This window comes from Burkholderia sp. Ac-20384 (genome assembly GCF_017104605.1).
Taxonomy (GTDB): Bacteria; Pseudomonadota; Gammaproteobacteria; order Burkholderiales; family Burkholderiaceae; genus Burkholderia; species Burkholderia lata.
This window is the reverse complement of record NZ_JAAGPE010000094.1, coordinates 1-19,879: the sequence shown is the minus strand read 5'-3', so window position 1 is coordinate 19,879 and position 19,879 is coordinate 1. Positions and strand designations below refer to the sequence as shown.

The window sequence follows — 19,879 nt, the reverse complement described above, 5'->3', positions numbered from 1 at the left end:
CAGGAGCAAGCGCTGAAGCGCCAACTCCCGTAGACAGTGAACGAAGTGAGCGCGGGGGCCGTTTCATCTCAGCCTGCCTTCGCCGCACGCACCGCGCTGACCGCACGCAGGATCGACTCGCCGGTAGCCGGCGCATCGAGCGGCGGATTCACCTTGTAGTCGCCGACCGCAGCGACCGCATCGCGCACCGCGAAGAACACCGAGAACGGCAGCAGCAGCGGCGGCTCGCCGACGGCCTTCGAACGGTGGATGCTGTCCTCGACGTTGCGGTTCTTGAACAGCAGCACGTTGAATTCGGGCGGCGTGTCGTTCACCGTCGGGATCTTGTACGTGGACGGTGCATGCGTCATCAGCTTGCCGCCCTTGTTCCACCACAGCTCCTCGGTCGTGAGCCAGCCCATCCCCTGGATGAACGCGCCTTCGACCTGGCCGATGTCGAGCGCCGGGTTCAGCGACGCGCCCACGTCGTGCAGCGCATCGACGCGCAGCGTGCGCATCTCGCCCGTCAGCGTGTCGATCACGACTTCCGACACGGCCGCGCCGTACGAGTAGTAGTAGAACGGCCGGCCCTGCAGCTTCGACTGATCCCAGTACAGCTTCGGCGTCGCGTAGAAACCATCGGACCACAGCTGCACGCGCGCGAGATACGCCTTCGCGATCACTTCGCCGAACGGCACATTGTGGCCGCCGACCGACACGAAGTCGTTGCCGAACTTCACGTCGGCCGCATCGACCTTGCCGTCGCCGAACTGCTTCGCCGCGAACACCGCGAGCCGTTCGCGCAGCTGGCGCGCCGCATCCTGCGCGGCCTTGCCGTTCAGGTCCGAGCCCGTCGACGCCGCCGTCGCGGACGTGTTCGCAACCTTGCTGGTGTCGGTCGCCGTCACGCGGATCCGGCCGAAGCGGATGCCGAGCTCGTGCGCGACGACCTGCGCGACCTTCGTGTTGAGCCCCTGCCCCATCTCCGTGCCGCCGTGGTTCACGAGCACCGAACCGTCGGTGTAGATGTGCACCAGCGCGCCGGCCTGGTTGAAGTGCGTGACGTTGAACGCAATGCCGAACTTCACCGGCGTGATCGCGATGCCCTTCTTCAGCACCGTGTTGCGTGCGTTGAATTCGCGCACGCCCGCGCGCCGCGCGCGGTAGTCGCTCGTCGTTTCGAGTTCGCCGAGCAGCTCCTGCAGCACGTTGTCCTCGACCGTCTGCCCGTACGGCGTGACGTTGCGTTCGGTCTTGCCGTACAGATTCGCGTAGCGGACGTCGAGCGGATCGCGATCGAGCGAACGCGCGACGTCGTCGAGGATGTACTCGATCGCGAACGCACCCTGCGGGCCGCCGAAGCCGCGGAACGCAGTGTTCGACTGCGTGTTGGTCTTGCCGCAGTAGCCGGCGATATCGACGTCGCCCAGCCAGTACGCGTTGTCGAAGTGGCACACCGCGCGCGTCATCACCGGGCCCGACAGGTCGGCCGAGAAGCCGCAGCGCGACGTCATGTCGAGCGCCACGCCGTCGATACGGCCGTCGTCGTCGTAGCCGACGTCGAAGCGGTAATGGAAGTCGTGCCGCTTGCCGGTGATCATCATGTCGTCGTCGCGGTCCGGACGCAGCTTCACCGGGCACAGCAGCTTCCACGCCGCGAGCGCCGCGCAGCAGGCGAACAGGCCCGACTGCGATTCCTTGCCGCCGAACCCGCCGCCCATCCGGCGGCATTCGACGAGCACGTTGTGCGACGCGACGCCGAGCACGTGCGCGACGAGGTGCTGCATCTCGCTCGGGTGCTGCGTCGAGCAGTACACGTGCATCCCGTCGTCGTCCTTCGGCACCGCGTACGCGATCTGCCCTTCGAGGTAGAACTGCTCCTGGCCGCCGAGCAGCATTTCGCCCGACTCGCGGTGCGGCGCGACGGCGAGCCGCGCGGCCGCATCGCCGCGCGCGAGCTTCAGCGGCGGGATCACGTAGGTTTCCGCCGCGCGCGCTTCCTGCGCGGTGAGGATCGCCGGCAGCTCCTCGTAGTCGACCTGCGCGCGGCGCGCGGCGAGCCGCGCGGTTTCATGCGACGTCGCGACGACGATGAACATCGGCTGGCCGACGAACTGCACGATGCCCTTCGCGAGCACCGGGTCGTCGTGGATGATCGGGCCGCAATCGTTGACGCCCGGGATGTCGTCGGCCGTGAACACGGCGACCACGCCCGGCGTCGCGCGCACCGCGTCGAAGTTCATCGACACGATCTTCGCGTGCGGTTTCGCCGACAGGCCGAGCGCCGCGTGCAGCGTGCCCGCGACGACCGGGATGTCGTCGGTGTAGGTGGCACGCCCGCTGACGTGCAGGTGCGCGGATTCGTGCGCGCGCGATACGTGGACCTGCGCCGCGTCGGCTTGCGGGTCGAGGGTGCTCAGGAACGGCTCTGCTTGCTGGTTCATGTTCGGTGTTCTCCGTCTTCAGACGCGCGCCGCGTCGGTGCCGAGTTCGGCGGCCACTTCACGCACATTCAGGGCTTGCGGCGGCAGCGGGTCGTGCGGGCGCGTCTCCAGCCAGAATCGGTACATCAGGTTCTTCGCGGTATCGAGGCGGTACGTGCTCGTCGCACGCATGTCGGACAGCGGCTGGTAGTCGCGCTCGAGCGCCTGCATCGCGGCCTGCGCGGTGGCTTCGTGCCACTGCGCGCCGTCGAGCACGGCTTCCGTGTGCGTTGCACGCTTCGGCGTCGCGGCCATCCCGCCGAACGCGATGCGCGGCTCGCGGATCGTGTCGCCGTCCGCGATGAACGCGAACGCCGCGCACACGGCCGAGATGTCGGAGTCGAACCGCTTCGACAGCTTGTACGTGCGGAACTGCAGCTTCTCGCGCGCGCCGGTGCGGGTCGGCACCTTCAGGCCGATGACGAATTCGTGCGGCGCCATGTCCTTCTGCTGGTACCCCGTGTACAGCGCCTCGAGCGGCAGCTCGCGCACCGTGTCGCCGCCGCGCAGCACCACGCGCGCGCCGAGCGCGATCAGGCCCGGCATCGAATCGCCGATCGGCGAGCCGTTCGCGACGTTGCCGCCGATCGTGCCCGCGTTGCGGATCGGCAGCGACGCGAAGCGCTTCCACATCTCGGTCAGTTCCGGATACTGGCCGGCCAGCGCCGCGTACGCCTTTTCGACCGTCACGCCCGCGCCGATCTCGATCCAGTCGCCACGCTCGGCGAGGCGCTGCAGTTCGGCGATCTGGCCGACGTAGATCAGGTCGTCGAGCCGGCGCATCTGCTTGGTGACCCACAGGCCGATGTCGGTGCTGCCCGCGAGAATGCGCGCGTCGGGCCGCTCGACCTTCAGCGCGGCCAGTGCGTCGAGCGTGCGCGGCGCCGCGAAGCGCGCGCCGTTGATCGTCGTGTAGTCGAACGTATCGTCGCGCTTGAGCGACGCGAGCGTGCGGGCCAGCGCGGCGGTGTCGACCGGCGCCGACGGTGCGGGCGCATCGAACATCTGCACGGCCGCATCGACGATCGGGCGATAGCCGGTGCAGCGGCACAGGTTGCCGGTCAGCGCATCGGCGATCTCGGTGCGCGTCGGCACGTCCTTCGCCTTCGCGCACGTGCCGGCGCTGCCGCAACCTTCGTGGCCGTGCTTCTCGTACAGCGCCCACATCGACATCACGAAGCCGGGCGTGCAGAACCCGCATTGCGAACCGTGGCAGTCGACCATCGCCTGCTGCACCGGATGGAGCGCGCCGTCCGGCTGACGCAGGTCCTCGACCGTGAGCAGCGCCTTGCCGTCCAGCGTCGGCAGGAACTGGATGCATGCGTTGACGGCCTTGAACTCGACCGCGCCGGCGTCGGTCAGCTCGCCGACGACGACCGTGCACGCGCCGCAGTCGCCTTCCGCGCAGCCTTCCTTGGTGCCGGTGCAATGCGCGTCCTCGCGCAGGTATTGCAGCACGGTGCGGGTAACGTCCGCGCCGCTGACTTCGCGGATCGCGTGACGATGGTAGAAGCGGATCGGCTCACTCATGTCTCGATGGTTCTTCAAATGGGGGGCAAGGCGGCCCGCGCAGTGCGCTCGACCGACGTTTTTCTGACAGTTTGCACGCTATCACCATCAAATTCCGCAACCCATAGCCCATCACGCATGGGGCCCATATAACTGCCGCGATATGAGCGCCGGGGCCGCCCCGCGGCCTTTCCACACGGCGCTCCCGGCCCCTTCCCTGCGCCCCCGCAACCGTCCGTCATCCTCAAAAACAGGTCGCGATTAACTAAATGGTACCTGCGTGAAAACCGGTTCCATGGGAAAATCCCGATTCCCGTTTTCGCCGTCCTCCGTCCGTTTCGTCCATTCGTTCCGACCCCATGTCAACCGATTCCGCCACACCGCCACGCAGCGGGTTCGCGGTCACGCTGCAAATCGTGTCCGTCGTCTGCTTCACGTTCATCTGCTACCTGACCATCGGCCTGCCGCTCGCGGTGCTGCCGGGCTTCGTCCATGACGACCTCGGCTTTTCCGCGATCGTCGCGGGCGGCGCGATCAGCGTCCAGTATTTCGCGACGCTCGCGTCGCGGCCGCTCGCCGGTCGCCTGGCCGATACGCTCGGGCCGAAGCAGACGGTGCTGCGCGGGCTGGTCGGTTGCGGCGTGTCGGGTGTGCTGCTGCTCGTCGCGCTGCTGCTCGCGCACTGGCCGGTCGCGAGCCTCGTGCTGCTGGTCGCGAGCCGGCTCGTGCTCGGCGTCGGCGAAAGCCTGTGCGGCACCGGCGCGATCCTGTGGGGCATCGGCCGGGTCGGCGTCACGCACAACGCGAAGGTGATCTCGTGGAACGGCATCGCGACCTACGGCGCGCTCGCGCTCGGCGCGCCGGTCGGCGTCGCGATCGCGCATACGCTGAATCCGGCGCTGATCGGCGTGATCGTGATCGCGCTGGCCGCAATCGGCTTCTACCTTGCGCGGCTGATCGCTTCCGTGCCGCTCGTGCACGGCGAGCGGATGTCGTACGCAAGCGTGTTCACGCGCGTGCTGCCGCATGGCCTCGGCCTCGCGCTCGGCTCGGCCGGCTTCGGCTCGATCGCGACCTTCGTCACGCTGTACTACGCGGCGCGCCACTGGCCGAACGCCGCACTGTCGCTGACCGTGTTCGGTACGCTGTTCATCGGTGCGCGCCTGCTGTTCGCGAACACGATCAAGACCTACGGCGGCTTCCGCGTCGCGATCGTGTCGTTCGCGTTCGAATGCTCGGGCCTCGTGCTGCTGTGGCTCGCGCCCGTGCCGCATGTCGCGCTGATCGGCGCCGCGCTGACCGGCTTCGGCTTCGCACTGATCTTCCCGGCGCTCGGCGTCGAGGCCGTCGCGCTCGTGCCGCCCGCCAGCCGTGGCGCGGCGCTGTCCGCGTACTCGGTGTTCCTCGACCTGTCGCTCGGCATCACGGGCCCGCTTGCCGGCTATGTCGCGGGCGCGTTCGGCTATCCGCAGGTGTTCCTGTTCGCGGCGGTGGCGGCTGCCGTGGGCGTCGCGCTGTCGATGGTGCTGTACCAGCGGCAGGCGCGGGTCGAGGGAAGCGGCGCGGCGGCCTGATCGCGCCGTTCGTTGCAAGGAGGCCGGTCGCGGATATCACGCAGCCAGCCGCCAAATGAAAAACGCCCGCATCGCGCGGGCGTTTTTGTATCCGGACGGGGCCGGGGCGGCGGGCAAGCCGGTCAGGCGGCCCGCAGAAACAACCTACGCGTCAGGTCGAATGCGACCAGGTTGCCGGCCACCACCAGCAGCAGCCCGACCACCGCGAGCGGCGACCACTGGTAGCCCTCGAACACCGTCGACACGGCCAGCGCGACGATCGGGAACAGCACCGTGCAGTACGCGGCACGCTCCGGCCCGATCCGGCCGACGAGGGTCAGATACGCGGTAAAGCCGATCACCGAGCCGGGCACGGCCAGGTAGACGAGCGCGCCGAGATAGCGCGGGCTCGTGTCGAGCGTGAACGGCAATCCGGCCACCACGCTGCCGACGGTCAGGATCGCCGCGCCGATCAGCATCGCCCAGCCGTTGGTCACGAGCGGGTGCAGCCCCATCGACTGCATCCGGCTCGACAACAGGTTGCCGATCGAGAAGCACATCGTGCCCGCAAACGCGATCGCGAGCCCCACCCACGTCGCATGGTCGTCGAGATGGCCGGCCATCTGCTGCCAGAACAGGCACGCGATACCGGCCAGCCCGAGCAGCGCACCGGCGATCGCCGACGGCCGCAGCGGACGGCCCATGAACAGCCGGCCGTTGATCGAGTTCAGCAGCGGCGCGGTCGAGAAGATCACCGCGACGAGGCCGCTCGGCACGACCTGTTCCGAATAGTAGAAGCACAGGAAGTTCAGGCAGAACAGCGCGAAGCCCTGCGCCAGGAGAAAGCGCCACGCTTCGCGCGGCGGGCGCACCGGCCGGCGCATCACGCGCAGCAGCGCGAACAGCACGGCGGCCGCGAGCCAGAAGCGCCATGCGATCGACACGGGCGGCGGCACGGAGCCGAGCTGCCACTTGATCGCGATCCAGGTGGTGCCCCAGATCAGCACGGTGACGAAATAAAGCGACAGGTTCATGGCGGCAACGATCCAAAAAGCAGGTGAAACGGATCCCGACTATGCCCCCGCCCGACGCGCGCCGATTGTCCGGAATTGCGGTCTTTTTCGGGCTGCCGCACGCGCCGCCGCGCGCCCGCTTATACTCGGCCCATCATGAGCCTCTCCCTCTCCGCGCCCCCCGTCGACCACCCCGCCGCCCTGACTGACGGCGATCTGCCGTTCGGCCTGCAGTCGGTCTGCCGCACGCTCGCGGACGCGAACGCGACGCTCGAACGCTTCGCGTGGCTCGGCGACCATCTGGCGATCGCCGAATGGACGCGGATCACCGACGAAAGCGAGACGGTCTACGAGCAGCCGGGGCACCACACGCTGTCGTGCTACCTCGACGGCGGCTACCGGACCGAACGCCAGCGCGTGCCGCGCTACGGCGCGCCGAGCCTGCTGTGCGCGCTGCCGGGCGACCATGAATCGCGCTGGTGGGTGCGCGGCGAGATGCACTTCATCCACCTGTATTTCCTGCCCGAGCACTTCACGCAGCGCGCAATCCGCGAACTCGACCGCGAGCCGCGCGAGCTGAAGCTCGCCGACCGCACCTATTTCGAGGATGCGCGCGTCGCCGCGCTGCTGCGCTCGCTCGCGCTGGATGGCTGGGACGATGCCGACGAACGGCTGCGCGTGAACGAGACCGCGCACGAGGTGCTGAGCCTGCTGCTGCGCGGGCAGAGCACGACCCGCACCGACACGTCGTTCCGCGGCGGGCTCGCGCCGGCCGTGCGGCGCCGCGTGCGCGACTACATCGACACGTACCTGACGCAACCGCTGACGCTCGGCGAACTCGCCGACGTGGCCGCGCTGTCCGAGTACCACTTCTCGCGGATGTTCCGGCTGTCGTTCGGCCGTGCGCCGCACGCGTGGGTGGCCGAGCAACGGCTGGCGCGAGCACGCGAGCTGCTGCGCACGACGGCGCTGCCGCTCGCGCAGATCGCGGCCGACTGCGGCTACGCGAACGCCGGCCATTTCAGCCATCGCTTCCGCGACGCGCACGGCACGACGCCGAATACGTACCGGCGCGCAATGCAGGGCCGCTGAGCGCGGCCCCTTTCCTCGTTTTCCCGCTTACGCGCCGCGCCGCGACAGTTCCTGTTCGAGCGCCGCGACGCCGGCCGGCAGGTCGACCGGCACCTTCAGGTCGACCATCGTGCGGCCGAACGCATGCAGCGTGCGGAACAGGTTGTGCTCGCGACACTGCTCGCCCATCTGCCCGATCCGTACGATCGGCAAGCCGAACGAGCCCGAAATCTCGACCTGGTACTGCTTCGAGATATGGCCGCAGACCATCCCCGGCGTGAGCCCTTCCGGCGTCTCGATCCCGACCACTGAATTGAGCCGGCAGTCCTTCGGCGCATAGAGCTTGAGCCCCATCGACTCCACGCCCGCCTGCAGCGCGAGCGAGCAGCGCAGGTGGCGCGCGAAGCGGCTTTCGAGCGTTTCCGCGCAGACGAGCCGCAGCGCTTCGTGCAGCGCGAGCACGCCCGACACGGGCGCCGTGTAGTGGTAGCCGGCGTTGTGCCAGAAATTCTCCGCGAGCGCCATGTCGAGGCACCAGTGCGCGTTCGGCTCGGGGCGCTGTTTCATGCGGTTCCACGCGGCGTCGGAGAACGCGATCAGCGATACGCCCGGAATCGACGACAGCCCCTTCTGGCCGCCGGTGATCACCGCGTCGATGCCCCACGCATCCATCTCGAGCGGCATCGTCGACAGCGTGCACACCGCGTCGACCACGACCAGCGCGCCGGCCGCCTTCGCGAGCGCCGCGATGTCGCGCAAGTCGCGGTTCCATACGGTGTTCGACGTCTCGCCCTGCACGATCGTGACGATCTCGGGCCGCTCGCGCGCGATCGCGTCCGCGATCTCGTCGAGGCTGGCGACCGCACGGTCGGCCACTTCGAGCGTCGCGACGTCGGCGCCGACACGTGTGGCCATCTCGGCCATCCGCGCGCTGAAGAAGCCGTTGCGGATCGACAGCACGCGCGTCCCGCGCCATGCGAGGTTCGAGATCGCCATTTCCATCGCGGCCGAACCGGGGCCCGCGACGCCGAGCACCCACTTCGTGCGGGTCTGGAACACGTAGCGCGCCATCTCCTTCACCTGCTCGATGATCTTCGCCATCGTCGCGCCGAGGTGGTTGATCACGACCGTGTTCGCCTTCGCGACGGCGGCCGGGATCGGAACCGGGCCGGCTCCCATCATCAGCAGCGGTTCTTCGGGCAGGATCGCGTCGAGCGGCACGACGACGGGACAGGGAATCGGCGAGTAATCGATGGACATGGCTGGTAAAAGGTGAGGAAAGGAAGTGCACGGACGGCCGCCGCGCTGCATGGCGAACTGATCGATCATTCCGCGTTCCGCCGCCTCGCGCAAGAGGCACGCGCGACCGGACAGCGCGACGGTGGCCCGGTCGCCAGACCGGGCCAGCCGGCCGTGCGCGGCCCGCACGCCAGTCATCCGGATTGAAAAAGGATTGCCGGCCAGGTGGTGAAACGGTTCCACTCGTGCGTCAAGCGCACGATTTACTTCGTCAATAACACCGCGATTCGCCAACATCGCCGCTTCAGCTCGACTTCTGTATCGAACGAAATAGGCTTGATCCGTGCTAAAAATCGCCACGCGGAATCCGATACGCAAAACCTTCGCACCGCCCAGAAAACATCCATTATTTCGGCATGTATTGGGGTACGCTTCCCTTCAATACCAAAACAAGCCCACCAGAATAGTTCACAAGCTATTGATTAACATAAGAAATATTCACCCAACCCATACTTGCCGGAATACCATACCGCCTTTGAACGGCAGGCATGCGAGACAGCACAACGTTTAACCCGTTACCCCTGATTTAGATTTTCCGCAACCCGCCCCTTTTCTCAGGTTGACGGATATCGCTTCTGTATTGAACAATCGTCTGCGGAATCGAAAAAAGCGATTTTTCGATACGATGGAAAAACTGGGGGCCGTGCGATGCGCTTTCGAGGTTGCGCGGCTTAAAACCACAACCATAATCAATCAACCGGGCCAGAAATACGCAAGCCATGAACCAGATTCAGACCATGCGTGTATTCGTCTGCGTCGCCGAGCAGCAAAGCTTCCGGCGCGCGGCGCACCATCTCGGCGTGTCCAATGCACTCGTCACGCGTTCGATCGCGATGCTCGAGGGCCACCTGAACACCCGGCTGATCCACCGCACCACGCGGAACCTGTCGCTCACCGAGGCCGGCGTGCGCTACCTCGACGGGTGCCGGGCGCTGCTCGAGGAATTCGATCACCTCGAATCGTCCGTCGCGCATGCCGTGCGCGAACCGGCCGGCACGCTGCGCGTCGTCGCGTCGGGCCTGCTGTCGCCGCTCGCGCTGACACCGCTCGTCAGCAGCTTCCGGCACCGCTACCCGGAGTTGCGCGTGCAGCTGACCGTCGCCGAGGGGCCGCTCGACGTGCTCGATTCGGGTTACGACGTCGGCATCGTCACGGGCACCCGGCTCGACGGCAACCCGACGCTGATCGGCCACGCGCTCGCACCGAACCCGTTCGTCGCGGTCGCGGCGCCGGCCTATCTCGAGCGACGCGGCGAGCCGCGCCTGCCCGACGACCTGCCGGGCCACGACTGGGTCACGCTCGCGCCGCATCAGCATGCGCCCGCCTGGCAACTGGTCGGCCTCGACGGCGTCGCGCATTCCGTCACGGTGCGCCCGGCCTGCACGGTCAACCAGCTCGCGCTCGTCCACGCGGCCGCGGTGGCCGGCGCGGGCATCGCGGTGCTGCCCGAGCCGTGCGTCGCCAGCGCGCTCGCCAGCGGCACGCTCGTGCGGCTGATGGCCGGCTACCGGATCGACGATCCCGACACGCAGCTGTCGCTCGTCTACCCGAACCGCCAGTACGTGCCGGCCCGCACGCGCAGCTTCGTCGAGCACGCGCTCGATCACTTCAGCGCACAGCCGGCCCGCGAACGCACCGACTACGGCTTCCTGCGGCCGTCGCGTGGGCCCGACCGCTCCGACATCGTCACGGGGCTGCAGTAAACTGCGCGCGTCAGCCTTCGGAGGTGCAGCGTGCGCGTGATCCTGTTCAGCAGCCGGCAGTACGACGACGATTCGTTTGCTGCCGCCAACCGGCAGTTCGGCTATCGGCTGCACTTCCAGCCGTCGCACCTCGACGCGGAAACCGCGATCCTCGCGCATGGCTATGACGTCGTCTGCCCGTTCGTCAACGACACCGTCGACGCGGCCGTGCTCGAACGGCTGGCGGACGGCGGCACGCGCCTGATCGCGCTGCGCTCGGCGGGCTTCAACCACGTCGACCTGGCCGCCGCCGAGCGGCTCGGCATCACGGTCGTGCGCGTGCCCGCCTATTCACCGCACGCGGTTGCCGAGCACGCGGTCGCGCTGATCCTCGCGCTCAACCGCCGCCTGCCGCGCGCCGTCGCGCGCACCCGCGAAGGCGATTTCTCGCTGAACGGCCTGCTCGGCTTCGACCTGCACGGCAAGACCGTCGGCGTGATCGGCACCGGCATCATCGGCAGCGTGTTCGCGAAGATCATGATGGGCTTCGGGATGCATGTGCTCGCGCACTCGGTGCCGCCGTACAACGACGAGCTGATCGCGTTCGGCGCGCGCTATGTCGCGCTCGACGAGTTGCTGCACCACGCCGACATCGTCAGCCTGCACTGCCCGCTGCTGCCGTCGACGCACCATCTGATCAACGAGCGGACGCTCGCGCGGATGAAGCACGGCGCGATGCTGATCAACACCGGGCGCGGCGGCCTCGTCGATGCGCAGGCGCTGGTCGACGCGCTCAAGAGCGGCCAGCTCGGCCATCTCGGGCTCGACGTGTACGAAGAGGAAAGCGGGCTCTTCTTCGAGGATCACTCCGACCTGCCGCTGCAGGACGACGTGCTCGCGCGCCTGCTGACGTTCCCGAACGTGATCGTCACGTCGCACCAGGCGTTCTTCACGCGCGAGGCGCTCGCCGAGATCGCGCACACCACCTTGTTGAACATCGAGGCCTGGCATGCGGGCACGCCGCAGAACGTCGTGACCGCGAATCGCTGAGAAATCGACGAAACCGGCTCATTTCTTGGTTGAAAGCGATGCCGCAATCGTTTGCTTTTTGCCACCGCTGAAAACACGATCTTTTGCATCAACAATTCCGCACTTTGTTTCGAATGATGTAACGCGGCGCGCGCGCGGTCTGATATCGTTGCGCCGACGTCATCCCCTGCCTGTGCCGCCCATGCGTTTCGACGACTCCGACATCGCCGCCGTCTACCGCGCCATTTTCGAACGGCGCGACATGCGTCACTTCACGCCGGCGCCCGTCGATCCTGCCGTGCTCGCGCGCCTGCTGCGCGCGGCGCATCACGCGCCGAGCGTCGGCTTCATGCAGCCGTGGCGCTTCATCCGCATCACCGATCCGGCGCTGCGCACCGCGATCCACGCGCTGGTCGAGGCCGAGCGCTGCGCGACCGCCGACGCGCTCGGCGAGCGCCAGGACGAATTCATGCGGCTGAAGGTCGAAGGCGTGCGCGAATGCGGCGAGCTGCTGGTCGTCGCGCTCGCCGACGGCCGCGAGCGCCACGTGTTCGGCCGCCGCACATTGCCGGAGATGGATCTCGCGTCCGCCGCGTGCGCGATCCAGAACATGTGGCTCGCGGCCCGTGCCGAGGGGCTCGGGATGGGCTGGGTCTCGCTGTTCGACGTCGATGCGCTGCGCGCGCTGCTGCGAATGCCCGACGGCGCGAAACCGATCGCCGTGCTGTGCATCGGGCACGTCGACGCGTTTTACGCGAAGCCGATGCTCGAGCAGGAGCGCTGGGCGGCGCGGATGCCGATCGAGGCGTGCCTGTTCGAAAACGGCTGGGACGATCCGGCCGCGATCGATGCCGCCGGCTCGCCGCCGTCGCGCGCGGACGTGGCATCGGAAACGGGCGCCGCCGCGGCAATCTCATCGGCCGCAAGCGTCGACGGCTCCCCCGAACGCATCGCCTGACGCGCACCTCGCCGCCACCACCGTTCCACCCCCAACACATTCAGCGCCGCAAACCCCGCCGAATCCCACAGTGTGAGCTTCACGCACGCTCCCCCGTCGCACGCCGGCAACAACCGTTTTGGCCCCAAGCATAGGGGTTTTCACTGAAGTAGAATCGCGGCTGTCGTTCGCCTTACCGTCCGCCCGCCCCGCGCATCCTGCGCCAGCCCGAGCGGCGGCTTTTCCCGAGCCTACCGCGATGCCCTTACCTCTTTTCGCCCTCGCCGTCGCCGCATTTGGAATCGGTACCACCGAGTTCGTGATCATGGGGCTGCTGCCCAATGTCGCGCGCGACCTCGGCGTGTCGATCCCGGCCGCCGGCATGCTCGTGTCGGGCTATGCGCTCGGCGTGACGATCGGTGCACCGATCCTCGCGATCGTCACCGCGAAGATGCCGCGCAAGCGCGCGCTGATGGGCCTGATCGGGCTGTTCATCGCCGGCAACCTGTTCTGCGCGATCGCACCGGGCTACGCGGTGCTGATGGCCGCGCGCGTCGTCACCGCGTTCTGCCACGGCGCGTTCTTCGGGATCGGCTCGGTGGTCGCGAGCAACCTGGTCGCGCCGAACCGTCGCGCGCAGGCGATCGCGCTGATGTTCACCGGTCTCACCCTCGCGAACGTGCTCGGCGTGCCGCTCGGCACCGCGCTCGGCCAGGCATACGGCTGGCGCGCGACGTTCTGGGCCGTCACCGGTATCGGCATCGCTGCAGCCGCCGCGCTCGCCGTCTGCCTGCCGAAGAACCTGGCCATGCCCGACACCAGCATCACGCGCGAATTCAGCGTGCTGAAACATCCGCAGGTGCTGATGGTGCTCGGCATCAGCGTGCTCGCATCGGCCAGCCTGTTCAGCGTGTTCACGTACATCACGCCGATCCTCGAAGACGTGACGGGCTTCTCGCCGCGCCAGGTCACTTACGTGCTGCTGCTGTTCGGCCTCGGGCTGACGGTGGGCGGCACGCTCGGCGGCAAGCTCGCCGACTGGCGCCGGATGCCGTCGCTGATCGCGACGCTCGCGCTGATCGGCGTGATCCTCGCGCTGTTCGCGGGCACGATGCACCTGCCGTTCGCCGCGCTCGCGACGATCTTCGTGTGGGGCATCCTCGCGTTCGCGATCGTGCCGCCGCTGCAGATCCTGATCGTCGACCGTGCCAGCGACGCGCCGAACCTCGCGTCAACACTGAACCAGGGCGCGTTCAACCTCGGCAACGCGACCGGTGCGTGGCTCGGCGGGATGGCGATCGGCTCTGGCGTATCGCTCGTGAACCTGCCGTGGGTCGGCGTTGCGATGGCTGTCGCGGCGCTCGCGCTCACGCTGTGGTCGGCGTCGCTCGAACGCCGACCGGTATCCGTGCCGACCGAGTACGTGTAACGCAACCCTGTCGAAATCGTTGCGTACACAACTCCACTCGAAGCTGATGGCCTTCATGGACCTTTCAAGGTCCGCGGTGTAGCATCCCCGCCGATGAAAGCCATTCTTAATCGCGATTTCCTCGCACTCATTCTGAGCGTCGCGGTCGTCGGTCTCGGCACCGGCGCCACGCTGCCGCTCACCGCACTCGCGCTGACCGAGGCCGGACACGGCACCAACGTGGTCGGCATGCTGACGGCCGCGCAGGCGCTCGGCGGCCTCGCGATCGTCCCGTTCGTCACCGCGCTTGCGCGACACATCGGCTCGCGCCGCGCGATCGTCGTGTCGGTCGTGCTGCTCGCGGCAGCTACCGCGCTGATGCAGTTCACGTCGAACCTGATCCTGTGGGGCGCGCTGCGCGTGTTGTGCGGCGCCGCGCTGATGCTGCTGTTCACGATCGGCGAGGCGTGGGTCAACCAGCTCGCCGACGATTCGACGCGCGGCCGTGTCGTCGCGATCTACGCGACCAACTTCACGCTGTTCCAGATGGCGGGCCCGGTGCTCGTCAGCCAGATCGCGGGCGCGACGAGCATCCGCTTCGCGCTGTGCGGCGCGCTGTTCCTGCTCGCGCTGCCGACGCTCGCGACGATCCGGCGCGCGCCGCTCGCCGGCGACGACGCGCATCACGAAGCGCACGGCCGCTGGCTCGACATCCTGCCGCGCATGCCCGCGCTGATCATCGGCACCGGCTTCTTCGCGCTGTTCGATACGCTCGCACTGTCGCTGCTGCCGCTCTACGCGATGGATCACGGCGTCGCGAGCGCCACCGCCGTGCTGCTCGCGTCGATCATGCTGTTCGGCGATACCGCGATGCAGTTCCCGATCGGCTGGCTCGCGGACAAGCTCGGCCGCGAACGCGTGCACCTCGGCGCGGGCTGGATCGTGCTCGCCGGCCTGCCGCTGCTGCCGTTCGTGATCGCCAATCCGTGGCTCTGCTGGCCGCTGCTGTTCGTGCTCGGCGCGGCGGCCGGCAGCATCTACACGCTGTCGCTCGTCGCGTGCGGCGAACGCTTCCGCGGTGCGGCGCTCGTCACCGCGAGCTCGCTCGTGTCGGCATCGTGGAGCGTCGCGAGCTTCGGCGGCCCGCTGGTCGCCGGCGCGTTGATGGAACAAGTGGGCAGCAACGCGCTGGTCGGCGTGCTGGTCGCCTGCGTCGCAGCGTTCGTCGCGGCCGCGCTGTGGGAGCGCCGCGCCGCGTTGCAACGCGCGGTCTGATGCCGGCGCGCGAGCACACCAAAACGCGCCGCCCGGCGACGGATACGCCGATCACACTGCATAAACGACGACGGCCCGCGCAATGCGGGCCGTCGTGCTCACGGACGCGCTACGTTGCGCGTTACGCCTTCAACGCCGGCAGGATCTTGCCGACACATGCGCCGAAGCCGACGCGATAGCCGTCACCCTGGCACCATCCGGCGAGCGTGAGCTCGTCGCCGTCCTCGATGAACGCGCGGCTGCCGCCGCCGTTCAGCGCAACCGGCTCCTTGCCGTTCCACGTCAGTTCGAGCAGGCTGCCGAACGAATCCTTCGTCGGCCCGCTGATCGTGCCCGAACCCATCAGGTCGCCCACGCGCGTATTGCAGCCCGCGACCGTGTGATGCGCGAGCTGCTGCGCCATCGTCCAGTACATGTGCTTGAAGTTCGTGCGGCTGATCGACGTCGCTTCGGCCGCCCCTTCCTCGCGCAGCATCACTTCGAGCGCGATGTCGAACGCATGCTTGCCTGCGTGCTGCAGATACGCGAGCGGCTGCGGCGACTGCTCCGGCTGCGCGACGCGGAACGGTTCGAGCGCGTCGAGCGTGACGATCCACGGCGAGATCGTCGTCGCGAACGTCTTTGCATTGAACGGGCCGAGCGGTACGTATTCCCATTGCTGGATGTCGCGCGCGCTCCAGTCGTTCAGCAGCACCATCCCGAAGATATGCGCTTCCGCGTCCTCGCACGCGATCGGCTCGCCGAGCGCGTTGCCCTGGCCGACGATGAAACCCGTCTCCAGTTCGATGTCGAGCTTGCGGCATGCACCGAACACCGGACGCTCCTGGTCGGGCAGCTTCAGTTGCCCGTTCGGACGCCGCACCGGCGTACCGCTCACGATCACCGACGACGCACGACCGTTGTAGCCGATCGGCATCTCCGACCAGTTCGGCAGCAGTGCATTCTTCGGATCACGGAACATCGAGCCGACGTTGGTCGCGTGCTCCTTCGACGAATAGAAATCGGTGTAGCCGGGAATCTCGACCGGCAGATGCAGCGTCGCGTCGCGCTGCGCGACGAGCACCTGTGCACGCAACGAAGCATCGTCACGCAGCTTCGCGTTGTCGCGCGAGAACAGGTCCGACAGCTGCACGCGCACGCTGCGCCATGCGTCGCGGCCGAGCGCGATGAACGTGTTGAGCGTCGGCGCGGCAAACGCATCGGCGCCGGCCGGCAGCGTCACGAGGCCTGCGCGCGCGAGCGCCGCGAGGTCGACGATCTGGTCGCCGAGCGCGACGCCTGCGCGGCGCGACGCCTGCCTCGCATCACTGAAGATCCCGAACGGCAGGTTCTGGATCGGGAAATCGCAGGCGGGATCGTTCGCCGTCTCGACCCAGCTCTTGCGAGCCGGGTCGAGCGTCGCGCGCCAGTCTTGGGTATCGCTCATCGTTGCTCCGGATTGAAATGTTTCTTGATGCCTTGCCAGCACTCGAAGTAGTCGGCCTGCAGCTGCGCGGTGTCGAGCGCGTAGCGCGTCGGCCGGATCAGCGTGCGGGTTTCGAACATGAACGCCATCGTCGCGTCGACCTTGTGCGGCTTCGTCGTGTCGCTTGCGGACGCCTTCTCGAACGTATCCGCGTCGGGACCGTGGCCCGACATGCAGTTGTGCAGGCTCGCGCCGCCCGGCACGAAGCCTTCGGCCTTCGCGTCGTACGCGCCGTGCACGAGCCCCATGAATTCGCTCGCAACGTTGCGGTGGAACCAGGGCGGGCGGAACGTATCCTCGGCCGCGAGCCAGCGCGGCGGGAAGATCACGAAGTCGATCGTGTCGACGCCCGGCGTGTCGCTCTGCGACTGCAGCACCAGGAAGATCGACGGATCGGGATGGTCGAAGCTGATCGAGCCGATCGTGTTGAACAGGCGCAGGTCGTACTTGTAAGGCGCGTAGTTGCCGTGCCATGCGACGACGTCGAGCGGCGAATGACCGATGTCCGCGCGCCACAGGCGGCCGTTCAGCTTCGCAATCAGCTCGAATGCGCCTTCGCGGTCTTCGTACGCGGCTTGCGGCGTCAGGAAGTCGCGCGGGTTCGCGAGACCGTTCGAGCCGATCGGGCCGAGATCCGGCAGGCGCAATTGCGCGCCGAAGTTTTCGCAGATGTAGCCGCGCGCGTCGCCATCGGGCAGCGCGACGGAAAAGCGCACGCCACGCGGGATCACCGCGATCTCGAACGGCTCGACGTCGACCCGGCCGAATTCGGTCGCGATGAACAGGCGCCCCTGCTGCGGCACGATCAGCAGTTCGCCGTCCGCGCTGTAGAAGAAGCGGTCCTGCATCGAGCGGTTCGCCGCGTACAGGTGGATCGCGCAGCCGTTCATCGCGGCGGCCGAACCGTTGCCGGCCATCGTCACGAGCCCGTCGACGAAATCGGTCGGCTCGACCGGCATCGGCAGCGGATCCCAGCGCAGCTGGTTCGGCGGCGTCGGCGGCACGTCGGCCGAGTCGCCGAATTCCGACACGAGGCGTTGCGGGCCCGCATACGGCTCGAACGGCCGGTGCACGGCCGCCGGGCGGATGCGGTACAGCCAAGAGCGACGGTTGTGGCCGCGCGGCGCGGTAAACGCGGTGCCCGACAGTTGCTCCGCATACAGCCCGTACGGCGCGCGCTGCGGCGAGTTGCGGCCATGCGGCAGCGCACCGGGCAGTGCCTCGGTCGCGAATTCGTTCGCGAAACCGCTCTGGTAGCCGGCGTTCGCCGGTTTCGACAGGTCAAGCGTCATCGTTTCCTTTCTCCCTCAATTCATCGCGGCGTTCGGCGCCTGCGCACCGTTGCGCCGCGTCACACCGGCAAGCCCGAGGACGAACAGCGCCGAGCACAGCACGGGCACCGCGGCCGCGTGGAACAGCGCACCGTTCGACCAGTTGAGCGCAATCAGTTGTCCGCCGACGAGCGGCCCGAGCACCGAGCCGATCCGGCCGATGCCGAGGCTCCAGCCGATGCCCGTCGAGCGCAGCGACGTCGGGTAATACTGGCCCGCGAGCGCGTTCACGGCCGGCTGCCCGCCGACCACGCAGAACCCGCCCGCGAACACCACCACCAGCAGCCACGGCAGCGCATGCGCGACCGAGCCGATCAGCCCCACCGACACGGCCGCGCACGCGAAGCATGCGAACAGCACGCGCACGAAGCCGTAGCGTTCGATGAACCAGCCGAGCGACAGCGTGCCGATCACGCCGCCCGTCTGCAGCACCGTGCCGACGATCACGGCCGTGCCCTGCGAATAGCCCGCGTCGCGCATCACGGTCGGCAGCCAGTTCGACAGGAAGTACAGATCGATCAGGTTCATGAAGCTGATCGCCCACAGCAGCAGCGTGACCGGCAGACGGCCGTGGCTGAACAGCTCGGCGACCGGCGCGCCGGTCGCGGCGCGCTCGCGCACCACGAGCCGCGTATTCGCATCGATGCCCGCCTGCGGCGCGAAGTGCGCGAGCCAGTCGCGTGCCTGCGCGACGCGCCCTTTCAGCACCAGGAACTGCAGCGATTCGGGCAGCCGCGCAACCATCGCGATCGTCAGCACGAGCGGCACCGCGCCGCCGACGAAGAACACCGACCGCCAGCCGAGCGCCGGAATCAGCGCGGCGCTGATGAAGCCGCCGAGCGCCGCGCCGAGCGTGAAGCCGCACGACACGATCATCATCCGCTTCACGCGATGCGTGGCCGGGCTGAATTCGCCGACCAGCGCCATCGCGTTCGGCATGATGCAGCCGAGGCCGAGGCCCGTGACGAAGCGCAGCGCCATCAGCACCGGGATCGAACCCGCGAACGGCGTCGCGAGCATCGTCACCGCGAAGAACAGCGTCGAGCCGATCAGCACCGGGCGTCGCCCGATCCGGTCGGCCAGCACCGACAGTCCGAGCGCGCCGAGCAGCATCCCGAACAGGCTCGCGCTGAACACGGGCCCGAGCGCCTGCTTCGGCACGCCCCATTCGGCGATCACGCTCGGCGCGACGTAACCCATCGCCTGCGCATCGAAACCGTCGATCACGAGGCACAGCCCGCACAACACGAGCAGCATCCAGTGAAAGCCCGGGCGATGGGTGTCGTCGATCACGCTCTCGACTTCGAGCACGCGCGTGTCGGCCGGCGCCGCGCTCATTGCGTCACCTCGGCGGCCGGATGCACGGGCGGCGTCACGCCCTGGCGCGCGAGCGCCATCGCTTCGCGCAGCACGTCGGCGTCGCCGATCTGGTTCGCGAGCAGCAGGATCAGCTTCGCGTTGACGAGCTGGCTGTCGGCGTCGGACAGGTCGCGATGCATGTCGATCAGCGCTTCGTAGAACGCGTCAGGGTCAGCGAGACGTGGGCGGGTGTCGAGTGGGGGCATGACGGAGTCTCCGGTGTCTTTATCGTTTTCAGCGTGCGCAGGTCGCGCGCGCCAGTGCGTCGGCCAGCGCCTGACGGTCGAGCGCGCGCGTCCGCGCGCAGACATGCTGGTCGGGGCGCAGCAGGTAGAACGTGCCGGGCTTCGCGTCGTAGCGTTGCGCGGCGAAGCCGTCGACGTCCTCCACGACGACGACGCCCGCGGCCGACTGCGCGTGCCCGGCCGGCACGACGAGCACGGGCCGCACCGGCAGCGCGAGGCCGTCGAGCGCCTGCGCAAGCGA

At 68.1% G+C, this 19,879-nt stretch carries 15 protein-coding genes and 1 pseudogene; 7 read left to right on the top strand and 9 right to left on the bottom strand.

The annotated features are described in order from the left end of the window. Positions 1-68 precede the first annotated feature (68 nt). Positions 69-2,423 carry a xanthine dehydrogenase molybdopterin binding subunit gene (xdhB, locus tag G3O00_RS19150; protein ID WP_206143972.1) on the bottom strand — a complete coding sequence of 785 codons (2,355 nt, stop codon included), beginning with the start codon at positions 2,421-2,423 and terminating at the stop codon, positions 69-71. A gap of 18 nt (positions 2,424-2,441) precedes the next feature. Next, on the bottom strand, positions 2,442-3,992 hold the full coding sequence (gene xdhA / locus G3O00_RS19145; protein ID WP_206143971.1) for a xanthine dehydrogenase small subunit: 1,551 nt from the start codon (positions 3,990-3,992) through the stop codon (positions 2,442-2,444). A gap of 338 nt (positions 3,993-4,330) precedes the next feature. Between xdhA and G3O00_RS19140 the strand changes: the two genes are divergently transcribed. Then, positions 4,331-5,545 carry an MFS transporter gene (locus G3O00_RS19140; protein ID WP_206143970.1) on the top strand — a complete coding sequence of 405 codons (1,215 nt, stop codon included), beginning with the start codon at positions 4,331-4,333 and terminating at the stop codon, positions 5,543-5,545. A 122-nt stretch (positions 5,546-5,667) separates the two neighbouring features. Here the strand turns inward: G3O00_RS19140 and G3O00_RS19135 are convergent, their stop codons facing one another. Further along, positions 5,668-6,558 carry an EamA family transporter gene (locus G3O00_RS19135; protein WP_011351104.1) on the bottom strand — a complete coding sequence of 297 codons (891 nt, stop codon included), beginning with the start codon at positions 6,556-6,558 and terminating at the stop codon, positions 5,668-5,670. 135 nt (positions 6,559-6,693) lie between these two features. Here G3O00_RS19135 and G3O00_RS19130 point away from each other — a divergent pair, with 135 nt between their 5' ends. Further along, positions 6,694-7,629 carry an AraC family transcriptional regulator gene (locus G3O00_RS19130; RefSeq protein WP_011351103.1) on the top strand — a complete coding sequence of 312 codons (936 nt, stop codon included), beginning with the start codon at positions 6,694-6,696 and terminating at the stop codon, positions 7,627-7,629. Between the two features lie 27 nt (positions 7,630-7,656). Here the strand turns inward: G3O00_RS19130 and G3O00_RS19125 are convergent, their stop codons facing one another. Continuing rightward, complete coding sequence (locus G3O00_RS19125) at positions 7,657-8,868, bottom strand: alanine--glyoxylate aminotransferase family protein (RefSeq protein WP_174931060.1); 1,212 nt, start codon at positions 8,866-8,868, stop codon at positions 7,657-7,659. A gap of 758 nt (positions 8,869-9,626) precedes the next feature. On the opposite strand from G3O00_RS19125, the gene G3O00_RS19120 reads away from it, so the two are divergent. The 5 genes from G3O00_RS19120 to G3O00_RS19100 all read left to right on the top strand — a co-directional run bounded on the left by G3O00_RS19120 (position 9,627) and on the right by G3O00_RS19100 (position 15,238). Next, complete coding sequence (locus tag G3O00_RS19120; protein WP_206143969.1) at positions 9,627-10,610, top strand: LysR family transcriptional regulator; 984 nt, start codon at positions 9,627-9,629, stop codon at positions 10,608-10,610. 30 nt (positions 10,611-10,640) lie between these two features. Next, positions 10,641-11,639, top strand: coding sequence for a 2-hydroxyacid dehydrogenase (locus G3O00_RS19115; protein ID WP_011351100.1), 999 nt, complete (start codon positions 10,641-10,643; stop codon positions 11,637-11,639). Positions 11,640-11,820: 181 nt separating this feature from the next. Continuing rightward, the gene (bluB, locus tag G3O00_RS19110) at positions 11,821-12,576 is read left to right on the top strand and encodes a 5,6-dimethylbenzimidazole synthase (RefSeq protein ID WP_206143968.1); all 756 of its coding nucleotides are present in this window, start codon (positions 11,821-11,823) and stop codon (positions 12,574-12,576) included. A gap of 238 nt (positions 12,577-12,814) precedes the next feature. Next, complete coding sequence (locus tag G3O00_RS19105; protein WP_174931057.1) at positions 12,815-13,984, top strand: MFS transporter; 1,170 nt, start codon at positions 12,815-12,817, stop codon at positions 13,982-13,984. Positions 13,985-14,077: 93 nt separating this feature from the next. Then, positions 14,078-15,238 (top strand): MFS transporter, encoded by a 1,161-nt coding sequence (locus G3O00_RS19100; RefSeq protein ID WP_206143967.1) that lies wholly within the window; start codon positions 14,078-14,080, stop codon positions 15,236-15,238. Between the two features lie 121 nt (positions 15,239-15,359). Here the strand turns inward: G3O00_RS19100 and fahA are convergent, their stop codons facing one another. From fahA to G3O00_RS19075, 5 genes and pseudogenes are all read right to left on the bottom strand, one after another. Next, the gene (gene fahA, locus G3O00_RS19095) at positions 15,360-16,664 is read right to left on the bottom strand and encodes a fumarylacetoacetase (RefSeq protein WP_206143966.1); all 1,305 of its coding nucleotides are present in this window, start codon (positions 16,662-16,664) and stop codon (positions 15,360-15,362) included. Further along, positions 16,661-17,995 (bottom strand): homogentisate 1,2-dioxygenase, encoded by a 1,335-nt coding sequence (gene hmgA, locus G3O00_RS19090; RefSeq protein ID WP_174931055.1) that lies wholly within the window; start codon positions 17,993-17,995, stop codon positions 16,661-16,663. Before hmgA ends, fahA begins: the two co-directional genes overlap by 4 nt. Before the next feature lie 15 nt (positions 17,996-18,010). Beyond that, positions 18,011-19,372 carry an MFS transporter gene (locus G3O00_RS19085; RefSeq protein WP_206143965.1) on the bottom strand — a complete coding sequence of 454 codons (1,362 nt, stop codon included), beginning with the start codon at positions 19,370-19,372 and terminating at the stop codon, positions 18,011-18,013. Next, entirely contained in the window at positions 19,369-19,599 is a 231-nt protein-coding gene (locus G3O00_RS19080) for a DUF2783 domain-containing protein (protein ID WP_069247256.1), read from the bottom strand. The genes G3O00_RS19085 and G3O00_RS19080 overlap by 4 nt, the downstream gene beginning before the upstream one ends. Before the next feature lie 28 nt (positions 19,600-19,627). Beyond that, positions 19,628-19,879, bottom strand: a pseudogene (locus tag G3O00_RS19075) (FAD-dependent oxidoreductase); the annotation flags it as partial.

Coding starts and splice junctions, on each gene's coding strand:
- G3O00_RS19080 (WP_069247256.1), bottom strand. CDS start 19,599: ATGCCCCCACTCGACACCCGCCCACGTCTCGCTGACCCTGACGCGTTC.
- G3O00_RS19120 (WP_206143969.1), top strand. CDS start 9,627: ATGAACCAGATTCAGACCATGCGTGTATTCGTCTGCGTCGCCGAGCAG.
- G3O00_RS19105 (WP_174931057.1), top strand. CDS start 12,815: ATGCCCTTACCTCTTTTCGCCCTCGCCGTCGCCGCATTTGGAATCGGT.
- fahA (WP_206143966.1), bottom strand. CDS start 16,664: ATGAGCGATACCCAAGACTGGCGCGCGACGCTCGACCCGGCTCGCAAG.
- bluB (WP_206143968.1), top strand. CDS start 11,821: ATGCGTTTCGACGACTCCGACATCGCCGCCGTCTACCGCGCCATTTTC.
- xdhA (WP_206143971.1), bottom strand. CDS start 3,992: ATGAGTGAGCCGATCCGCTTCTACCATCGTCACGCGATCCGCGAAGTC.
- G3O00_RS19085 (WP_206143965.1), bottom strand. CDS start 19,372: ATGAGCGCGGCGCCGGCCGACACGCGCGTGCTCGAAGTCGAGAGCGTG.
- G3O00_RS19140 (WP_206143970.1), top strand. CDS start 4,331: ATGTCAACCGATTCCGCCACACCGCCACGCAGCGGGTTCGCGGTCACG.
- G3O00_RS19100 (WP_206143967.1), top strand. CDS start 14,078: ATGAAAGCCATTCTTAATCGCGATTTCCTCGCACTCATTCTGAGCGTC.
- G3O00_RS19125 (WP_174931060.1), bottom strand. CDS start 8,868: ATGTCCATCGATTACTCGCCGATTCCCTGTCCCGTCGTCGTGCCGCTC.
- xdhB (WP_206143972.1), bottom strand. CDS start 2,423: ATGAACCAGCAAGCAGAGCCGTTCCTGAGCACCCTCGACCCGCAAGCC.
- G3O00_RS19130 (WP_011351103.1), top strand. CDS start 6,694: ATGAGCCTCTCCCTCTCCGCGCCCCCCGTCGACCACCCCGCCGCCCTG.
- hmgA (WP_174931055.1), bottom strand. CDS start 17,995: ATGACGCTTGACCTGTCGAAACCGGCGAACGCCGGCTACCAGAGCGGT.
- G3O00_RS19135 (WP_011351104.1), bottom strand. CDS start 6,558: ATGAACCTGTCGCTTTATTTCGTCACCGTGCTGATCTGGGGCACCACC.